Origin of the sequence: Kordia sp. (assembly GCF_045105435.1) — a bacterium.
Classification (GTDB): domain Bacteria; phylum Bacteroidota; class Bacteroidia; order Flavobacteriales; family Flavobacteriaceae; genus Kordia.
Map to the genome: position 1 here is coordinate 1 of NZ_JBGCDL010000121.1, position 15,572 is coordinate 15,572.

Consider the following 15,572-nt stretch of genomic DNA (forward strand, 5'->3'; position numbering starts at 1 on the left):
TTTACGACTTTCATAAAAACCCAATACGATTTTTATAAAAATAGATAGTGTGCATTTTTATATAAAAACCACATTATCAACATACTAAAACACAAAATGAAAATCAGTAGTTATTTTTGATTAAAGCTATTTTCTTAAGAAGTAATTACTAAGTATTTGGTAAGATTTTCGCGAACTTTATGCAATTCAAGTCTGTTAAAATAGGCATCTACGTCTTGCATTCCATCCATTGCAAGTTGAATCCATTCCACATTTACTTCGCCATCACTAAGTAAATATTCTTCAATGATGATTTCTTGTTTAATTCCGATGATTAAAAGTATTGCTGCAATGACAACTCCTGTGCGGTCTTTCCCTGATAAACAATGCACAAGTACTGGAAATTGTACGTCTGGATTTTCGAAGGTTTTTATGATTTGATTGAGCCAAATTTTTACTTCTTTTTGACTTGTATCGTATTTTTCAATTTTGTTAGCCATGGGAAAGTGAAAATAATCCGCATTAAAAGCAGTTTCATCTGCTCCATTTCTTAGATTTATGATCGATTTTGCATGTCCAATTTCACTTGGCATTTTTACATAATCAATACTTCCGCCTCTTAAAAGTTGGTTTTCGTGTAGTTTTTTTTCACCAAGTATCAAATTGATATATCCACCAACATCTCTAAAGTTTACGCATCCATCCGTATAATCTAATCCCATAGTTATTGTATTGCGAAAGTTAGCTATAGTGAATCAAGTGTTTCGCGAATTGCCTGATATATTTGTTGCAGTTGTGCATTTGTAGTAATGTACGGCGCTAAAATATAAATGGTATTTCCCAACGGACGCAAACAAACACCTTTGTTCATAAACGAATTGAACAATTTGTCACGCAAGTTTCCGTAACGTTCCATTTCTATGCTTAGATCGAGTGCAAAAATTTGTCCCTGTTGTCGTATGGAAGCTACTTTTGAGTGTTTTTCTATTTCTAGACCGAATGTATGATGTGCAGCTTCAATGCGTTTTAAATTCGCTTTTATTTCATTTGACTGTAACAATTCAATTCCCGCAATAGCGGCACTACACGCTACAGGATTTCCCGAATAGGTATGTCCGTGAAAGAAGCCTTTTTTCATGTCATCCGCATAGAAAGCATTGTATATTTTGTGACTACAACTTGTAATTGCCATGGGCACCATTCCCGCAGATAATGCTTTGGATAAACAGATGATATCTGGTTTGGTTTCTATAAATTCGGACGCAAAGTTTTTCCCCGTTTTCCCAAAACCTGTCATAATTTCGTCGGCAATGGTAACGACATTGTGTTCTTGTGCAATTTTTAAAATCTCATTGATGTGTTCGGCTTCATGCATTTGCATTGCCGCTGCGCCTTGCACTAAAGGTTCGTAAACGAAAGCAGCTACTTTATGTTCGGTAATTAATTGTGTGAATAAGGTTTTTACTTCTTCTAAATTTTCTGCATTTGGAACAGGAATTCGCGCTACATCTATAAAAAATTCTTCAAACGGTCCGTTGTAAACAGAAAGTCCTGAAACTGACATTGCACCAAATGTATCGCCATGAAAACCATTTTCTAAGGCAATAATTTTTGTTCTTTTTTCATCTTGATTGAAATGATATTGGAGCGCCATTTTTATAGCGACATCAATTGCCGTAGAACCATTGTCTGAAAAGAACAGCTTTTCTTGATTTTCGGGCAGTATTTTAATGAGTTTTTCCGAGAGTTCTACTGCGGGTTTGTGTGTGAATCCTGTGAAAACCACATGATCTAAACGTTGCATTTGCGCTGTTACTTTTTCGATAATGTACGGATTGCAATGTCCGTACACACAAGTATACCACGATGCAATTCCGTCTATGTATTCGTTGCCATTTTCATCATATAAAACGGCTCCTTTTGCGTTGGTAATTGCAATATGATTTGGATGCGATTTGTGTTGCGTAAGCGGATGCCAAAGGTGTTTTTTGTCTCTTTCTTGTAAGTTCATTATAGTGTTGATTTGAATGTTTCCGCGTATTCGCGAATTACATTTTGATCAAAATACGGTTCTTCATCAATACGTCCAAGCACAGGAACGTTAGTCATTTTTTTGATGATTGCTTCGGTAGTTACGTGTTCCTTCCCACTAAAAATAATAGACACATTGAACCCTTTTTGCTTCAACAAGTTTACTGTTAATAGTGTATGATTGATACTTCCTAAGTAATGACGCGAAACCACAATTACATGATATTCAGGTTTTATAATATCTAAAATCGTGTTTTCAGTATTTAACGGCACTAGAATTCCGCCAGCGCCTTCAATAACCAAATGATTGTTGGTTGTTGGCTCTTTTATTTGGGCTAAATGGATCGTGATATTGTCAATTTCTGCGGAAGCGTGCGGACTCATCGGCGTATTGAGCGCGTAACTGTTTGGGTGAATTTTCGTTTTTGTATTGGAAATGTATTTTTTTATTTTATGACTGTCGGAATTGTCTAAATCGCCCGCTTGGATCGGTTTCCAATAATCGGCTTGCAATGCTTCTACTAAGATTGCGGAAGCGACTGTTTTTCCAACTTCCGTAGAGATTCCTGTGACAAATATTTTTTTTTGCATTAGTCTTTTTTTGGTTTGAATATTTCTCCACACACATTACACAAGTATCTTTTTGGCTCAAAGAATGGAAATAATAGATATAGAAATTTTTTCTTTGGCGGCGCAATTAATACCTGATTTTCATTGCAGTTTGGACAGATAATTCGGTTTCTTTGTCGGTCTACTTCATATTCACGCAATTCGTTGTATAAGGCAATGGCTGCTTCCTTGTCTTGCAAGTGTACTTGTAATTTTACGCCGCCAATTGCATTACTTATTAACGGATCGGTATCTATCGTATATTCGTCTCTTAAGAACACTTCAATGCCTTGCGACATGAATCGTCCTTTCATGACTTGCGCTTCTGCGGTGTATTCAAAAGTGGCTACTGTATAGAAATCGTTTTGCATGATTGTAGTATTTGTACTGTATTTATAACTGCTTTTATTTCGGCTTCCGTATTGTACGAATGCAAACAGAAACGCAAGCGTTCTTTCCCTTTTGGAACTGTTGGCGATACAATTGGTTTTACGTTAAATCCTTTTTCTTGCAGTTTTTTTGCTGCATTTTTCACATTTTCATTCCCTGAAAAGATACAACAATGAATGGCAGCATTTCCTGGAATGAAGTTTAGATTTTTTGTAGTTTCTTTAAAAATGTGTATGTTTTTTTGTAAATCTTGTATTGCGGTGGTTTGTGAAAGTTCGTCGTATGCGATTTTGATCGTAGCAACTGCATGTGGCGGCAATCCTGTGGTATAAATAAGACTTCTCGAAAAGTTAACCAAGTAGCTTTTGAGTGTGTTACTTCCTAAAATTACAGCTCCGTGACAACCTAATGCTTTTCCGAAGGTATATATTCTGGCAAAGACTTCATTTTCCAGGTGTAGTTCCTGCAATAATCCTTTTCCATGTTCACCAAAAACACCTAACGCATGTGCCTCATCTACAACGAGATATGCATTTTCTTTTTTACTTAATTTTACCAAATTTTTTAAATCGGGCGAATCACCATCCATAGAAAATACAGATTCCGTTACTATGTATATTTCTTGATCAGTAGTGTTAGATTGTTTTATTTTTTGAATTTTCGCTTGTAAGTCAGACAAATCATTATGCTTGAATTTGTATGATTTTGCATTGCTCATTCCAATTCCATCACGAATTGACGCGTGAATAAATTCATCATAAAATATAATATCTCCTCGTTGTGGTACAACCGAAAAGAAACCAATATTAGCGTCGTAGCCAGAGTTAAAAAGTAGTGCTGCTTCACTGTTGTGGAACGTACATAGTTGCGCTTCTACTTCTTGATATAATTCGTAATTTCCAGAGAGTAAACGCGAACCTGTGGCGCCATTTTGTTGTAGGTTTCTATCGATTAAGAGTTGATGTGTATTTTTGAAGATCGTTTCAGAAGTGGCAAATCCTAAGTAATTGTTTGAAGAAAAATCAATTGTATTTGTTGCCGAAGGAAGCACTCGAAACACCTTATTTTGTATGCGATTGTTTAGTTTTTCTTGTATTTTTTTGGGAATGTTCATAGCTGAATTCGCTTCGTATCTTTTTTTTCTCAACACACAAAAATACTGATTATTCTACTTAAAATAGTGAAGAAATAGTAGAGAAATATTTTTATAGAATCGTAATTTTTTCTCCCAAGAATTTTGGTTGCGTTCCAAAAACTAAGTCCATACACATGGCAACACGTGCAAATACTTCACGCACCTTTACTTTGAAACCGCTGTTTCCGTTAACATCTTTTGCATTGAAACCAACAGCATTGATTCCTTTTGCATTTGCAATGGCAATAGCGCGTTCATTGTGAAATTGTTGCGAGATGATGGTAATGCTTTCTTGTTGAAATATTTCTTTGCTTCGTACTACAGAATCGAGCGTTCTGAAACCTGCATAGTCTAAAAATATTTTATACTCAGGAATTCCTGCTGCGATTAAGTCTTCTTTAAAAGTTGTTGGTTCATCATAATATTTACTACCATTATCGCCACTTACCAATATGTATTCTATTTTTCCAGAGTTGTAGAGTTGTACAGCTGCATTGATTCGGTATTGGTAAAATAGATTGATGTTTCCATCTTTGAGATATTTTGCGGTTCCAAGTAGCAATCCGACTTTATTTTTAGGTATTTCGGTGACTTTGTTATATGTTTTTCCTCCAGTAGCAAACTCAACATATACATTACACATAATGATTCCGACAAGTATTAATCCTAGTAACAAACCAGCACGTTTTGACCATTTTTTCATTTGAATAGTTGTCATTTAAAAAAAGCCCTTTCAAATAGAAAGAGCTTTTCATTTGTTCGTTTATTATTTTTAAATCGTGTTTATGTATTTGATTAATTTTTTTAAGCTGTCTTCTTTATTCAGTTTGATACGATTCTTTTTGATGAATGTTTTGATCAAATCTGCTTTGTCAGGAAATAGTGCAAGTAATTCTTTTTTTCTTTTTGGAAGCTTGATGGCGTGACCATTGTGTGCTTTTTCGATGTAAAATTCGCAACGCATGTCTTTGAATTCTGTTGTCACAGAAGAGGCAGCGTTTCCGTAAGATCCTTTTTTACGCTTTACCATTTTTTTACATGATTTTTTGTAGAGCGAGATATTATCATTGTCTTCCAGACTGATGTAATATCCTAAGTCATTTTCTTTTTCGCTTTCAATTTTTTCTAAAACTCGATACGTAACGTTGTTTTCATGCTGATTGATTACGTAGCTTTTCTTTTTAGAAATAATTAATACGTCTTCTTCTTCAGCACCTTTTACTTCCATTTCGTCCATTAGTGCGTTGTAGCGAACTAAGTATACTTTTCCAACAGGCGCAATTTTTGCAGTGGTAAATGCTGATTGCATGTATGGAGATCCAATAGTGTTTGGGCCGTACACTATTCCTTGGTTTCGTACCACAACAGCATTTAAGTCATTGTCAAAATCCATAGAAGCTCTTAATGCAAGGTCAATAGCGTCTGCTGGTGGTTTTTCTCCATAGCTTCCGCCTTTACATTGTTGTGCAAATCCTTCTAGACTTAGCAATAGACAAAATACCATAAAGTATTTTAAATGTTTGAACGTGGTTTTGGTGTGAATTGTTTTCATAATAAATCTTTTTTTGGTTTTAATGTAAACTTCAAGTTACGAAAAAATCTACGGAAGTGAAACTACTCGTTGGTTTTATATGAATAAGCAATTGATTTTGTTGGCTTTATATATAAAAAAAGCATCAAACTGTGGAGTTTGATGCTTTTCGATATTTTATATATATGATTTGTTTATAGTGAATTTACAAACGTAATAATGTTTATCATATCTTGATCTCTTGTTACTTTTAATCCGTTTTCTTTGATGTATGCTTTTACGATCGCTTTTTTGTCATCGAATATTTTTGAAACACCTCTTCGAGTTCTTGAAAGCTTTTGCACATTTCCACTTTTATGAAATTCAACATAATACTCAGCTTTTACATCTTGAAACTCAGTGATGAATTTTGGCGCTGGTGTCATGTATGGTAATTGTTCCATTCCTACGGCTAATTTTTTAGGCGCTCTTTTGTAAAGAGATACGTAGTCATTTTCTAATAGAACTTCGTAGTAACCTAATGCTCTTTTATTTTCTCTGTCGTCTGCATCTAAAATTTTATATGCAACATTGTTGTCTGTAAATATAATTTTGTTTGCATATTGGTTTTTGTTAATCCAACCACTTTTGTTTTCTGCTTGCACTTCCATTTCATCTAAGAACGCATTGTAACGCGCTTTGAAAGTTTCACCAGATTCGGCTGCTTTTACTTCTCTAAATTCATCGTCGCGAAACTGAGAACCGTCAGCAATTTCTATTAAACTCTTTTGCGGATTTACATATCCTAATCCAAATAATGGATTGTGATGAGGAATTAGAAAAAACCTAACTGTAGGTGAATTGTCTTGCTCTAAGGTTACCGTATTTTGCGAATACGCGGTTGTAAAAGATAATAATAGTACGATTGCACTAAGGCAACTTGTTTTAAAAAATGATCTCATAGCTTTTTGGTTTAAATTATTAATGTGTAAACTTTTTTCTATTAATTTACATCAAAAACCTTACCATTTCAAGCCTTTTTTTATTTTTTTTAGAGCTAACCTAATATTCTACAATGAGTTAACGTAATTCACAAACTTCATTAAGTCTTGTTCTTTAGTAAACTTTATTTTATTCTTTTTTATAAATGCTTTTACTTCTTTTTCTTTACTTACAAATAGCTTAATAACTGATTTTTTCTTCCTTGGAAGTTTTACAGCAGTTCCATTATCTCCATATTCTATATAATATTCACTTTTTTGTTCCTTGTATTTAGCCGAACTACCATTGATACTTCCGTAAGCAGCGCGTTTTACTTCTACAAACTTTTTTCTATCTTTTCTGTATAGTTTTACATTTTTACCATTAGTAAGCTGTATGTAATAGCCTAGTTTGTCGTCATTTTGACTTTCCACATATTGTAAAATTTTGTACGTAATATTTCCTTTGTTCTGCTCTATAACGTAACTTCTATTCTTCTTATCCATGATTAAGGTGTCATTTTTTTGAATGACTTCCATAACATCTAAGGCAACATTGTAACGCACCATAAACACTTTCCCTATTGGGTTTATGTTTGCTGAATTGAAAGTTTCGTCATAATAAGGAGTTCCATCTATATTTGCTTTCATTACTCTAGCCATATTTTTTTGCAGTATTGCCTGAGATGAGATATCGTTGTGAAACATAGATGCTTGAACGGTTTGTTTTGCTGTTTGAGAGAATCCTGAAACAGTTATTAATAGGAGACCACAAAGGGCTATAAATTGCTTTTTGATAGGTGATTTCATGGTATTTATGTTTTTATTGTTAGTGAATTTACAAATTGAACGTTGTTTGTTCCAAATAATTTATTCTTTTTAACATTATGTCAAAATCCTAAAACTACTTTTGTTTTTAGCACAAAAAAAGCATGAAACATTAATGTTTCATGCTTTTTAATATTTATTTCAATTTGATGCTAATCCTAATTATTTTCTTTACTGTTATGTTTTTACAAAGAATTAGCGTAATTAATCAACTTAATCAAATCTGTTTCATTGGTAACTTTAATTCTATTTTCTTTAATAAACGCTTTTATTTCTTTTTGCTTACTCGCAAATAATTTGATTACTGATTTTTTCTTCCTTGGAAATTTTACAGCAGTTCCATTACCTCCGTATTCTATATAATATTCGCTTTTTTGCTCCTTGTATTTAGCCGAACTACCATTGATACTTCCGTAAGCTACTCGTTTTACTTCTACAAACTTCTTTCTATCTTTTCTATATAGTTTTACGTTTTTACCATTAGTTAATTGTACGTAATAGCCTAATTTATCTTCTTCTTTGCTTTCTACGTACTCAAGTATTTTATACGTAACATTTCCTTTATTAAGCTTCACTAAATAGTTTTTGTTGCTCTTATTCATAAGGAGCGTATCCGTTTTTTGAATAACTTCCATCACATCTAAGGCTACGTTATAACGCACCATAAATACTTTGTTTATAGGAACAATGGTTGCAGAACTAAAGCTTTGATCATAGTAAGGTGTCCCTTCAACTACATATTTATATGTTTTTCCCATATTTTTTTGCAATATGGCTTCCGACGAAATATCGGTATGAAACATGGATGCTTTTCCTGCTGCTTGAGAAAATCCTGCCGTGCTTATTAAAACGATTGCACTAAGTGCTATAAACTTTTTTCTGATAAGTGATTTCATAATATTTTGGATTTATATATGTTGAATTTACGAATTGAATTGTGTTTGTTGTGAATAATTCTATTCTTTTTTTTTACACAAGCATCAAAAACCAGTCCGTTTTTTCAAAAATTATGTTTTTTTAACAAAAAAAAGCACCAAACAGTATTGCTTGATGCTTTTTATATTTTATAAAAATTAGCTAAAATTAATCGGCTAATACAATAATTTTGTTGTCTTTCATTTCAATAGTTCCAGAGTTAATCGTTAAGATTGTGTCTTTTCCATCTTGTGTAAACTTATCTGCGATATCTTCATCAAGAGTAATATCTCCTTGAATTTTCACATTTCCTGCACCTAATAATGATACTATTGGCGCGTGATTGTTTAACATTTGAAACTCACCATTGATTCCTGGAACAGCTACCGAAGTAACTTCTCCGCTAAATAACATCGCTTCTGGTGTAACAATTTCTAAATACATATTTTGTTGTTGTTGTTTGTTGGTTGCTCATTGTTGGTTGACTAACAACTAAAAACTAAGCAACTGGCAACAATAATTACGCTTCTGCAAGCATTTTTTCTCCAGCTTCAATAGCTTCTTCAATAGTTCCTTTTAAGTTAAAAGCAGCTTCAGGTAAGTTATCTAATTCTCCATCCATAATCATGTTGAATCCTTTGATTGTTTCCTTGATATCTACTAACACACCTTTAAGACCTGTAAATTGCTCTGCTACGTGGAAAGGCTGAGATAAGAAACGTTGTACACGACGTGCACGTCCTACTGCCATTTTATCTTCTTCAGATAATTCTTCCATACCTAAGATCGCAATAATATCTTGTAATTCTTTGTAACGTTGTAATAACTCTTTTACTCTTTGTGCACAGTCATAGTGCTCATTTCCTAAAATATCTGCTGTTAAAATTCTTGATGTAGAATCTAATGGATCTACCGCTGGGTAAATACCAAGTTCAGCAATTTTACGAGATAATACTGTTGTTGCATCCAAGTGAGCAAAAGTTGTCGCTGGTGCTGGATCCGTTAAATCATCTGCAGGTACGTAAACCGCCTGTACAGATGTAATAGAACCTTTTTTCGTTGATGTAATACGTTCCTGCATTGCTCCCATTTCGGTTGCTAATGTTGGTTGGTATCCTACTGCAGATGGCATACGCCCAAGAAGTGCTGATACTTCAGAACCTGCTTGTGTAAAACGGAAAATGTTATCTACGAAGAAAAGTACATCTTTTCCTTGTCCATCTCCTGCTCCATCACGGAAATATTCTGCAATTGTTAATCCTGATAAGGCAACTCGTGCACGTGCTCCAGGAGGCTCATTCATTTGTCCGAATACGAAAGTCGCTTTCGAATCTTTCATGACTTTTTTATCTACTTTAGATAAATCCCATCCGCCTTCTTCCATAGAGTGCATAAAATCGTCACCATACTTGATAATTCCAGATTCTAACATCTCACGTAAAAGGTCATTTCCTTCACGTGTTCTTTCTCCTACTCCTGCGAATACTGAAAGTCCACCGTGTCCTTTTGCAATATTGTTAATCAACTCCTGAATTAATACTGTTTTACCTACTCCGGCACCACCAAATAATCCAATTTTACCACCTTTTGCATAAGGCTCAATTAAATCGATTACTTTAATACCTGTAAATAATACTTCTGTAGAAGTTGATAAGTCTTCAAATTTTGGTGCTTGTCTGTGGATAGATAAACCGTCATCACCAGTTTTTGGTAATTCTCCTAATCCATCGATAGCATCTCCGATAACGTTAAATAATCGACCGTATACATCGTCGCCAATAGGCATTTTGATTGGATTTCCAGTAGGAAGTACATCTGTACCTCTACTTAGACCATCTGTAGAATCCATAGAAATTGTACGTACAGTATTTTCACCAACGTGAGACTGTACTTCTAGTACTAGTTTTGTACCATCAGCTTTCGCTATTTCTAATGAATCGTAAATTCTTGGAAGTTCGTTCCCAGCGCTGAATTCTACATCAACAACAGGACCTATAATTTGTGCAACTTTACCTGTAACTTTTGACATTACTTAAGTGTTTAATGTTTAGGTTATTAAATACTGAAAATTGGATTTCATATTTTATGCTAAAACATGACCTTTTTTCGCGGTGCAAAGATATATTTTATTAATTAAAATAAGTAGTGTTTTACGATGATTTTTGAAAATTATCAAAAAAACCTTGATTCTACACAGATTTTTTATGACTGATATAATTTGATAAATAAATGAAATTATCTTTTTTGACTTTTTACTCCCCGTAAGTCTCTAAATTTATTTCTATATTTCCAATTCGCTTTGTTTTCAAACAGTGGTAATAGCATATTGGTTATATGACAGACACATTTAGCAACTTTTTAAGTACACTTTCCGAAGGAAATGAAGATGATATTGTTTCTCTTTATAAAGAAGTGTTTCCAAAAGTATCGCATTTTATTGTTAGCAATAATGGCCGTGTTAGTGATGCTGAAGATATTTTTCAGAAAGCGTTGTTACAAGTTATAGTTCGATATAGAAATGAACCTTTTGAAATTAAAACGTCTTTTGAGAATTACTTTTTTACCGTTTGCCGAAATTTATGGAGACGCGAATTGAATGCTTCAAAGTTTAAAGCAAAACGTATTGAAAATATAGAGAATATTAGTGCTTTAGATGATGCCGCATATGCTATTGTAGAACAAGAACGCTATGAACTTTATTCCGAAAAATTAGCGCTGCTTTCTGGCAATTGTAAAAAAATACTGGAACTGTTTTTTGCGAAAACTCCCTACGAAACTATTATGAAACTACTAAAGTATACTTCTGAGAATGTTGTGCGACAACGTATTTTTAAATGTAAAAAACGATTGATTGAACTTATTAAGACAGATAGTAGATACGATGACTTAAAAGATATATGATAATGGAAGACGACATATTAATAGCACGGTTTTTAAGAAATGAACTTTCCGATGCAGCGCAAACTGCTTTTTTGAAACGACTGGAAACTGACACTTCTTTTAAAGAACAAGTGCAACTAGAAAAACAATTACTAGACGCACTTGGCGAAACGTATTGGAGTTATGCTACAAATGACACCAATAAAAGAATAGAAGCGTATAAAAATATTCTTGAAAGTGATGACACACAACAATTGAAGTCAACGATTTCAAAAGCAATTGAAACGTATAAAAGAAAAGCTTCTGAGGAAGCGGAAGCTTCGCATCGTAAGAGTAATTTTCAATTTGCTAAGCGCGTTGCTGCCATGCTTGTTATTTTTTGTTCACTTTTTTGGTATTTTTCTAAGGATAGTATCAATCATAAAACATTGACAACAGCAGCTTGGCAAAAAAATATCGGATTGGATTTTACGGTTAGAAATGGCTCATCAGACAGTATTAAAGTTACTTTAGCTAAAGCCTTACGCCTTTACACAAACAAAGAATACTATCAAACCTTACAGATATTAAAAACCTACAACGCTTCTTCTAAGCATTATAAAGATGTTTTAGTATTGCGCGCTTTATCGCATCATAAATTAGACAAAACAGCAATCGCGTTTCAAACATTGGACAGTTTGGCAATGTATGCGCCAAATATTTCCAAATGGTACAAAGGTCTTATTCACTTAGAAAATGACGAATTGAAAAAAGCCGAACTGTATTTGGAAATTCCAACGACATCAAATCAAGAAATTAAATTAAAGAAGTAAATGAGAAAAATTGTTTGTTTTAGCTACCTATTTATGTTAACAACATTATGTTTTCAACTTCACGCACAACAAAATAACTCAACTTTAAATACCGATGTAACGAAAGGTGAAACATTGTTGTTCTATGGAAAGTATAAAGATGCCATTTTAGTATTTGATAAAGCACTAAAACATGCTAAAAAGCTGAAAGATTTTAACGGAATTGCTACCTGCTATAATGCACTTTCAAAAGCATACACTTATAGTTCACAATTGCAAGAATCATTAGAATACGCAGAAAAAGCATTGCAATACAGCCGAAAAGAAAAAGTTGTGAATAAAAAAGCGGAAGCGGACGCACTTTTTAATTTAGGCATTGTACAAGGAAAAAAGCGCTTGTCAAATGAGTCGTTTAAAAATCATACCGCGGCACTGGAAATTAGACACGCTTTTTTTAAAGATGATATTTTCCAAATTGCCGAGTCGCAATTTAACATTGGTGTTGCATTACATCGACAAAGACGTTTGCCAGAAGCAATGAAAAAATTTGAAACTGCTTTAGCCATCGACTTAAAAGATACGCCACAACGCAGCATTTTACACGCTGATATTTACGAAGCCATTGGGTATATTTATTATGATCTTGGAAAGTTTGACAAAGCACTTGCCTCTTTTGAAAAAACATTGCATTTGGCGCAAAAAGTATATGAAGATGAACATCCTTATTTCGGGAAAGTTTACAATGAATTAGGAATGATTTATTCGATTCAGAATGAATTCAACGAAAGTATACAATACTATAAAAAATCTTTAAGTCAAAGTATCGCTAATCACGGAGCGGATATGAGTGTCGATCAAATTCATGCTCATTTTAATATTGGTACCGCGTACGACAGACTTGGCAATAAGGAAAGAGCAATATTTCACACAAAGAAATCATTAACGATGGGCACCAAAATTTTGGGAGCAAACCATCCGCAAATGTTTTATCCGTACAGCCAATTGGGTACTATTTATGGCGATGAACGCGGAATTCCATATATTGAAAAAGCGCTTGCTATTTGCATGAAATCGGATCCTGTAGATGCTATCATTGTTTCATTTCAGTACGAATACCTTGCTATTATTTATTTTAATTTGAAAAACTACCAAGAAGCAATAAAGAACATCGAAAAATCTTTGGAAATTAGATTGCGAATGTATGGCGGAAGAAACATTAATTCAATTCGTAATTATAACAATTTAGCAAAAGCACATACACAATTGAAAGCGTATAAAAAAGCATTGTTTTATTGCGAAAAATCGATTGAATTGAACACAGTCACAACCAAAAATACTTCGACCTATATAGATCAAAATTTTTTACTGGAATCTATAAAAACAAAAGCCGACATTCTGTTGTTAATATACGAAGAAACAAAAGAAAAAATGCACCTAACAGAAAGTGCGCAGTTATATAAAAAAGCTACTAATTTGGCTACTGTAACACGAAAAACGAAACGAAATTACCGTGACAAAATACAGTTTTCTGAAACCGTAAAAGCTATTTATGCACGAAATATACAAACCAGACTTTTACTTAGTGAAATTGAAAATAACACCGCATCGTTAGTTGAAACTTTTTATGTTTCTGAAAAAAGCAAAGCACACTCTTTGCGTGAATTGTTAAAACAAACCGAAGTGAAACGAACTGCAAATTTTCACACAGCTATTATTTCGCTTGAAAAAGAAATCAATACGAAATTAGCCAAATTGCAATCGGAAATTGTAACAGAAATCACGAAAAACAAGCAAGATTCTTTGAAAGTATATGAATTAGAAGGGAAAGTTTTTGATTTGAACAAACGAAAAGATTCACTCGAAAAACGAATTGAACTTGATTCCCCAAAATACTTCAAGTTAAAATACGCAGATGCCGTTATTGAAATTTCAACTTTGCAGGAAAAACTAAACGACAGCACAACACTTATAGAGTTTTTTAAGAATAAAAATACCGTTTACACATTTATCATCACGAAAAAATCATTTCATGTAAAAAAATTACAGATTGCTGATTTAGATTCTAAAATTGAAGCATTAAATTCCGCAATTACGAACAAGAATACTGTTCAGTTTTCAACACACGCTTTCAACTTATACAAAGAGTTAGTCGCACCAATACAACACTATTTTATAGGCAATGAACTTATTATTATTCCTGATGAATCTTTGTGGCATTTAAAATTTGATTTACTCTTAACAGAAGAGACAAAAGCAAACCAAAATCCTGCATATTTACTTTATAAGTATGCAATAAGTTACGCGAATTCAGCAAGTTTACTTTTTGAAGAAACAGTTAAAAATCAGATTGATGATTTTGCAAATGAATGTGTTGCGTTTTCATACACAAATAAAGATGTTATCCTGAGCAGCAACAATACAGCAGCTTCATCAAAACTACGTAATACTCAAATTGATTTACCTGGAACACGCAAAGAGATTCAAGAGATTTCTCAAATTTTAAAAGGCACTTATTTTTATGGAGATGACGCTAATGAGATGAATTTTAAAAAATATGCGAACAAAGCTAAAATTCTACATTTAGCATTGCATGGCGATATTGACAATAATAACTCAAATAATTTGAAAATTTACTTTTCGGAAGGCAGCCCAAATGATGATGACAAATTATTTAGTCACGAATTGTATTCTTTACACATTCCCGCCAATTTAGTGGTATTAAGTGCTTGTAATACCGGAAATGGTGAAGTTAACAAAGCTGAAGGAATTCAAAGTTTAGGGAATGCATTTCAATATGCAGGTGCAAAAAGTCTTTTGTTAAGCAGCTGGGAAATTTCAGATAAAACGACACCTGATATTATGCGTTATTTTTACCAACACATAAAAGAAGGAATGCCAAAACATAAAGCATTGCAGCAGGCAAAAATTGATTTTCTACAAAGCGCAGACACTTTTAATGCGGCACCTTTTTATTGGGGAAGTTTCTATTTGCTCGGAAATACAACTCCAATTTCTTTTGCATCATACAGTTATACACATTGGATTATTGGTATTTTGAGCAGCATTTTTCTCTTTTTTATCGTGCGATCGTTTCTAAAAAGAAAAAAGTGTGATTTAAAATTCTGAAAATCAAAACGATATATTTTATTTCCTATTTTTTTAAAAAGAAGTGAAAAATGTTGGGTAACAAATTCCAATTTTTTGAACTATAAGTTATGGGGAACTTTTGTTTTATACCGAAAAACACACGAATTCAATTAGTAAATTCGTTTACAAATACAATTTTTCCTCGTTTTTATTTTGATACTAACCCTATCAATTGGACGATTTCAATTCTGAAACACAAAGTCCATTTCCCCTTTTTTTTACAATTAAACAAAAACATTCTTTCGCGAAGAATAGACACAACAGTGAGTGTCTCTAAAATGTTCACTATAAGAATTAACTACACATTTTTAAATTATGAAAAAAAGAGATTTAAAATCATTAAGCCTTAACAAGAAATCAATTTCAAATTTTGACAA

Annotated in this window: 15 protein-coding genes; 3 read left to right on the top strand and 12 right to left on the bottom strand. The window is 33.2% G+C overall.

Annotation, left to right across the window (positions count from 1 at the left end):
* Nucleotides 1-134: 134 nt before the first annotated feature.
* From AB8B65_RS06035 to atpD, 12 genes are all read right to left on the bottom strand, one after another.
* Nucleotides 135-701, bottom strand: coding sequence for a tyrosine-protein phosphatase (locus AB8B65_RS06035; RefSeq protein ID WP_405299962.1), 567 nt, complete (start codon nt 699-701; stop codon nt 135-137).
* Between the two features lie 23 nt (nt 702-724).
* The gene (gene bioA / locus AB8B65_RS06040) at nt 725-1,990 is read right to left on the bottom strand and encodes an adenosylmethionine--8-amino-7-oxononanoate transaminase (protein WP_405299963.1); all 1,266 of its coding nucleotides are present in this window, start codon (nt 1,988-1,990) and stop codon (nt 725-727) included.
* Nucleotides 1,990-2,601, bottom strand: a complete 612-nt coding sequence (gene bioD / locus AB8B65_RS06045) for a dethiobiotin synthase (protein ID WP_405299964.1) — start codon at nt 2,599-2,601, stop codon at nt 1,990-1,992. Before bioD ends, bioA begins: the two co-directional genes overlap by 1 nt.
* A complete protein-coding gene (locus AB8B65_RS06050) occupies nt 2,601-2,990 on the bottom strand; it encodes a DUF2007 domain-containing protein (protein WP_405299966.1) in 390 nt (129 codons plus the stop codon). Before AB8B65_RS06050 ends, bioD begins: the two co-directional genes overlap by 1 nt.
* Nucleotides 2,966-4,123: an aminotransferase class I/II-fold pyridoxal phosphate-dependent enzyme gene (locus AB8B65_RS06055; protein ID WP_405299967.1), complete on the bottom strand. Its 1,158-nt coding sequence runs from the start codon at nt 4,121-4,123 to the stop codon at nt 2,966-2,968. The genes AB8B65_RS06050 and AB8B65_RS06055 overlap by 25 nt, the downstream gene beginning before the upstream one ends.
* Before the next feature lie 91 nt (nt 4,124-4,214).
* Entirely contained in the window at nt 4,215-4,847 is a 633-nt protein-coding gene (locus AB8B65_RS06060; protein WP_405299968.1) for a vancomycin high temperature exclusion protein, read from the bottom strand.
* 69 nt (nt 4,848-4,916) lie between these two features.
* Nucleotides 4,917-5,696, bottom strand: a complete 780-nt coding sequence (locus AB8B65_RS06065) for a hypothetical protein (protein WP_405299969.1) — start codon at nt 5,694-5,696, stop codon at nt 4,917-4,919.
* Between the two features lie 173 nt (nt 5,697-5,869).
* Nucleotides 5,870-6,616 (bottom strand): hypothetical protein, encoded by a 747-nt coding sequence (locus AB8B65_RS06070; RefSeq protein WP_405299970.1) that lies wholly within the window; start codon nt 6,614-6,616, stop codon nt 5,870-5,872.
* A 108-nt stretch (nt 6,617-6,724) separates the two neighbouring features.
* Nucleotides 6,725-7,444: a hypothetical protein gene (locus AB8B65_RS06075; protein WP_405299971.1), complete on the bottom strand. Its 720-nt coding sequence runs from the start codon at nt 7,442-7,444 to the stop codon at nt 6,725-6,727.
* Between the two features lie 203 nt (nt 7,445-7,647).
* Entirely contained in the window at nt 7,648-8,358 is a 711-nt protein-coding gene (locus AB8B65_RS06080; protein ID WP_405299972.1) for a hypothetical protein, read from the bottom strand.
* A 187-nt stretch (nt 8,359-8,545) separates the two neighbouring features.
* Entirely contained in the window at nt 8,546-8,821 is a 276-nt protein-coding gene (locus AB8B65_RS06085) for a FoF1 ATP synthase subunit delta/epsilon (protein ID WP_405299973.1), read from the bottom strand.
* 76 nt (nt 8,822-8,897) lie between these two features.
* The gene (atpD, locus tag AB8B65_RS06090) at nt 8,898-10,406 is read right to left on the bottom strand and encodes a F0F1 ATP synthase subunit beta (RefSeq protein ID WP_405299974.1); all 1,509 of its coding nucleotides are present in this window, start codon (nt 10,404-10,406) and stop codon (nt 8,898-8,900) included.
* 305 nt (nt 10,407-10,711) lie between these two features.
* Here atpD and AB8B65_RS06095 point away from each other — a divergent pair, with 305 nt between their 5' ends.
* From AB8B65_RS06095 to AB8B65_RS06105, 3 genes are read left to right on the top strand one after another with little or no spacing between them, the layout of a single operon-like run.
* The gene (locus tag AB8B65_RS06095) at nt 10,712-11,278 is read left to right on the top strand and encodes an RNA polymerase sigma factor (RefSeq protein WP_405299975.1); all 567 of its coding nucleotides are present in this window, start codon (nt 10,712-10,714) and stop codon (nt 11,276-11,278) included.
* 2 nt (nt 11,279-11,280) lie between these two features.
* The gene (locus tag AB8B65_RS06100; RefSeq protein ID WP_405299976.1) at nt 11,281-12,069 is read left to right on the top strand and encodes a hypothetical protein; all 789 of its coding nucleotides are present in this window, start codon (nt 11,281-11,283) and stop codon (nt 12,067-12,069) included.
* A gap of 33 nt (nt 12,070-12,102) precedes the next feature.
* Complete coding sequence (locus AB8B65_RS06105; protein WP_405299977.1) at nt 12,103-15,174, top strand: CHAT domain-containing protein; 3,072 nt, start codon at nt 12,103-12,105, stop codon at nt 15,172-15,174.
* Nucleotides 15,175-15,572 lie beyond the last annotated feature (398 nt).

Excerpts from the sequence above, each read along its gene's own strand:
- AB8B65_RS06085 (WP_405299973.1), bottom strand. The coding sequence starts at position 8,821 with ATGTATTTAGAAATTGTTACACCAGAAGCGATGTTATTTAGCGGAGAA.
- AB8B65_RS06070 (WP_405299970.1), bottom strand. The coding sequence starts at position 6,616 with ATGAGATCATTTTTTAAAACAAGTTGCCTTAGTGCAATCGTACTATTA.
- AB8B65_RS06060 (WP_405299968.1), bottom strand. The coding sequence starts at position 4,847 with ATGAAAAAATGGTCAAAACGTGCTGGTTTGTTACTAGGATTAATACTT.
- AB8B65_RS06095 (WP_405299975.1), top strand. The coding sequence starts at position 10,712 with ATGACAGACACATTTAGCAACTTTTTAAGTACACTTTCCGAAGGAAAT.
- AB8B65_RS06075 (WP_405299971.1), bottom strand. The coding sequence starts at position 7,444 with ATGAAATCACCTATCAAAAAGCAATTTATAGCCCTTTGTGGTCTCCTA.
- AB8B65_RS06055 (WP_405299967.1), bottom strand. The coding sequence starts at position 4,123 with ATGAACATTCCCAAAAAAATACAAGAAAAACTAAACAATCGCATACAA.
- bioD (WP_405299964.1), bottom strand. The coding sequence starts at position 2,601 with ATGCAAAAAAAAATATTTGTCACAGGAATCTCTACGGAAGTTGGAAAA.
- AB8B65_RS06035 (WP_405299962.1), bottom strand. The coding sequence starts at position 701 with ATGGGATTAGATTATACGGATGGATGCGTAAACTTTAGAGATGTTGGT.
- AB8B65_RS06065 (WP_405299969.1), bottom strand. The coding sequence starts at position 5,696 with ATGAAAACAATTCACACCAAAACCACGTTCAAACATTTAAAATACTTT.
- AB8B65_RS06100 (WP_405299976.1), top strand. The coding sequence starts at position 11,281 with ATGGAAGACGACATATTAATAGCACGGTTTTTAAGAAATGAACTTTCC.
- atpD (WP_405299974.1), bottom strand. The coding sequence starts at position 10,406 with ATGTCAAAAGTTACAGGTAAAGTTGCACAAATTATAGGTCCTGTTGTT.
- bioA (WP_405299963.1), bottom strand. The coding sequence starts at position 1,990 with ATGAACTTACAAGAAAGAGACAAAAAACACCTTTGGCATCCGCTTACG.
- AB8B65_RS06050 (WP_405299966.1), bottom strand. The coding sequence starts at position 2,990 with ATGCAAAACGATTTCTATACAGTAGCCACTTTTGAATACACCGCAGAA.
- AB8B65_RS06080 (WP_405299972.1), bottom strand. The coding sequence starts at position 8,358 with ATGAAATCACTTATCAGAAAAAAGTTTATAGCACTTAGTGCAATCGTT.
- AB8B65_RS06105 (WP_405299977.1), top strand. The coding sequence starts at position 12,103 with ATGTTAACAACATTATGTTTTCAACTTCACGCACAACAAAATAACTCA.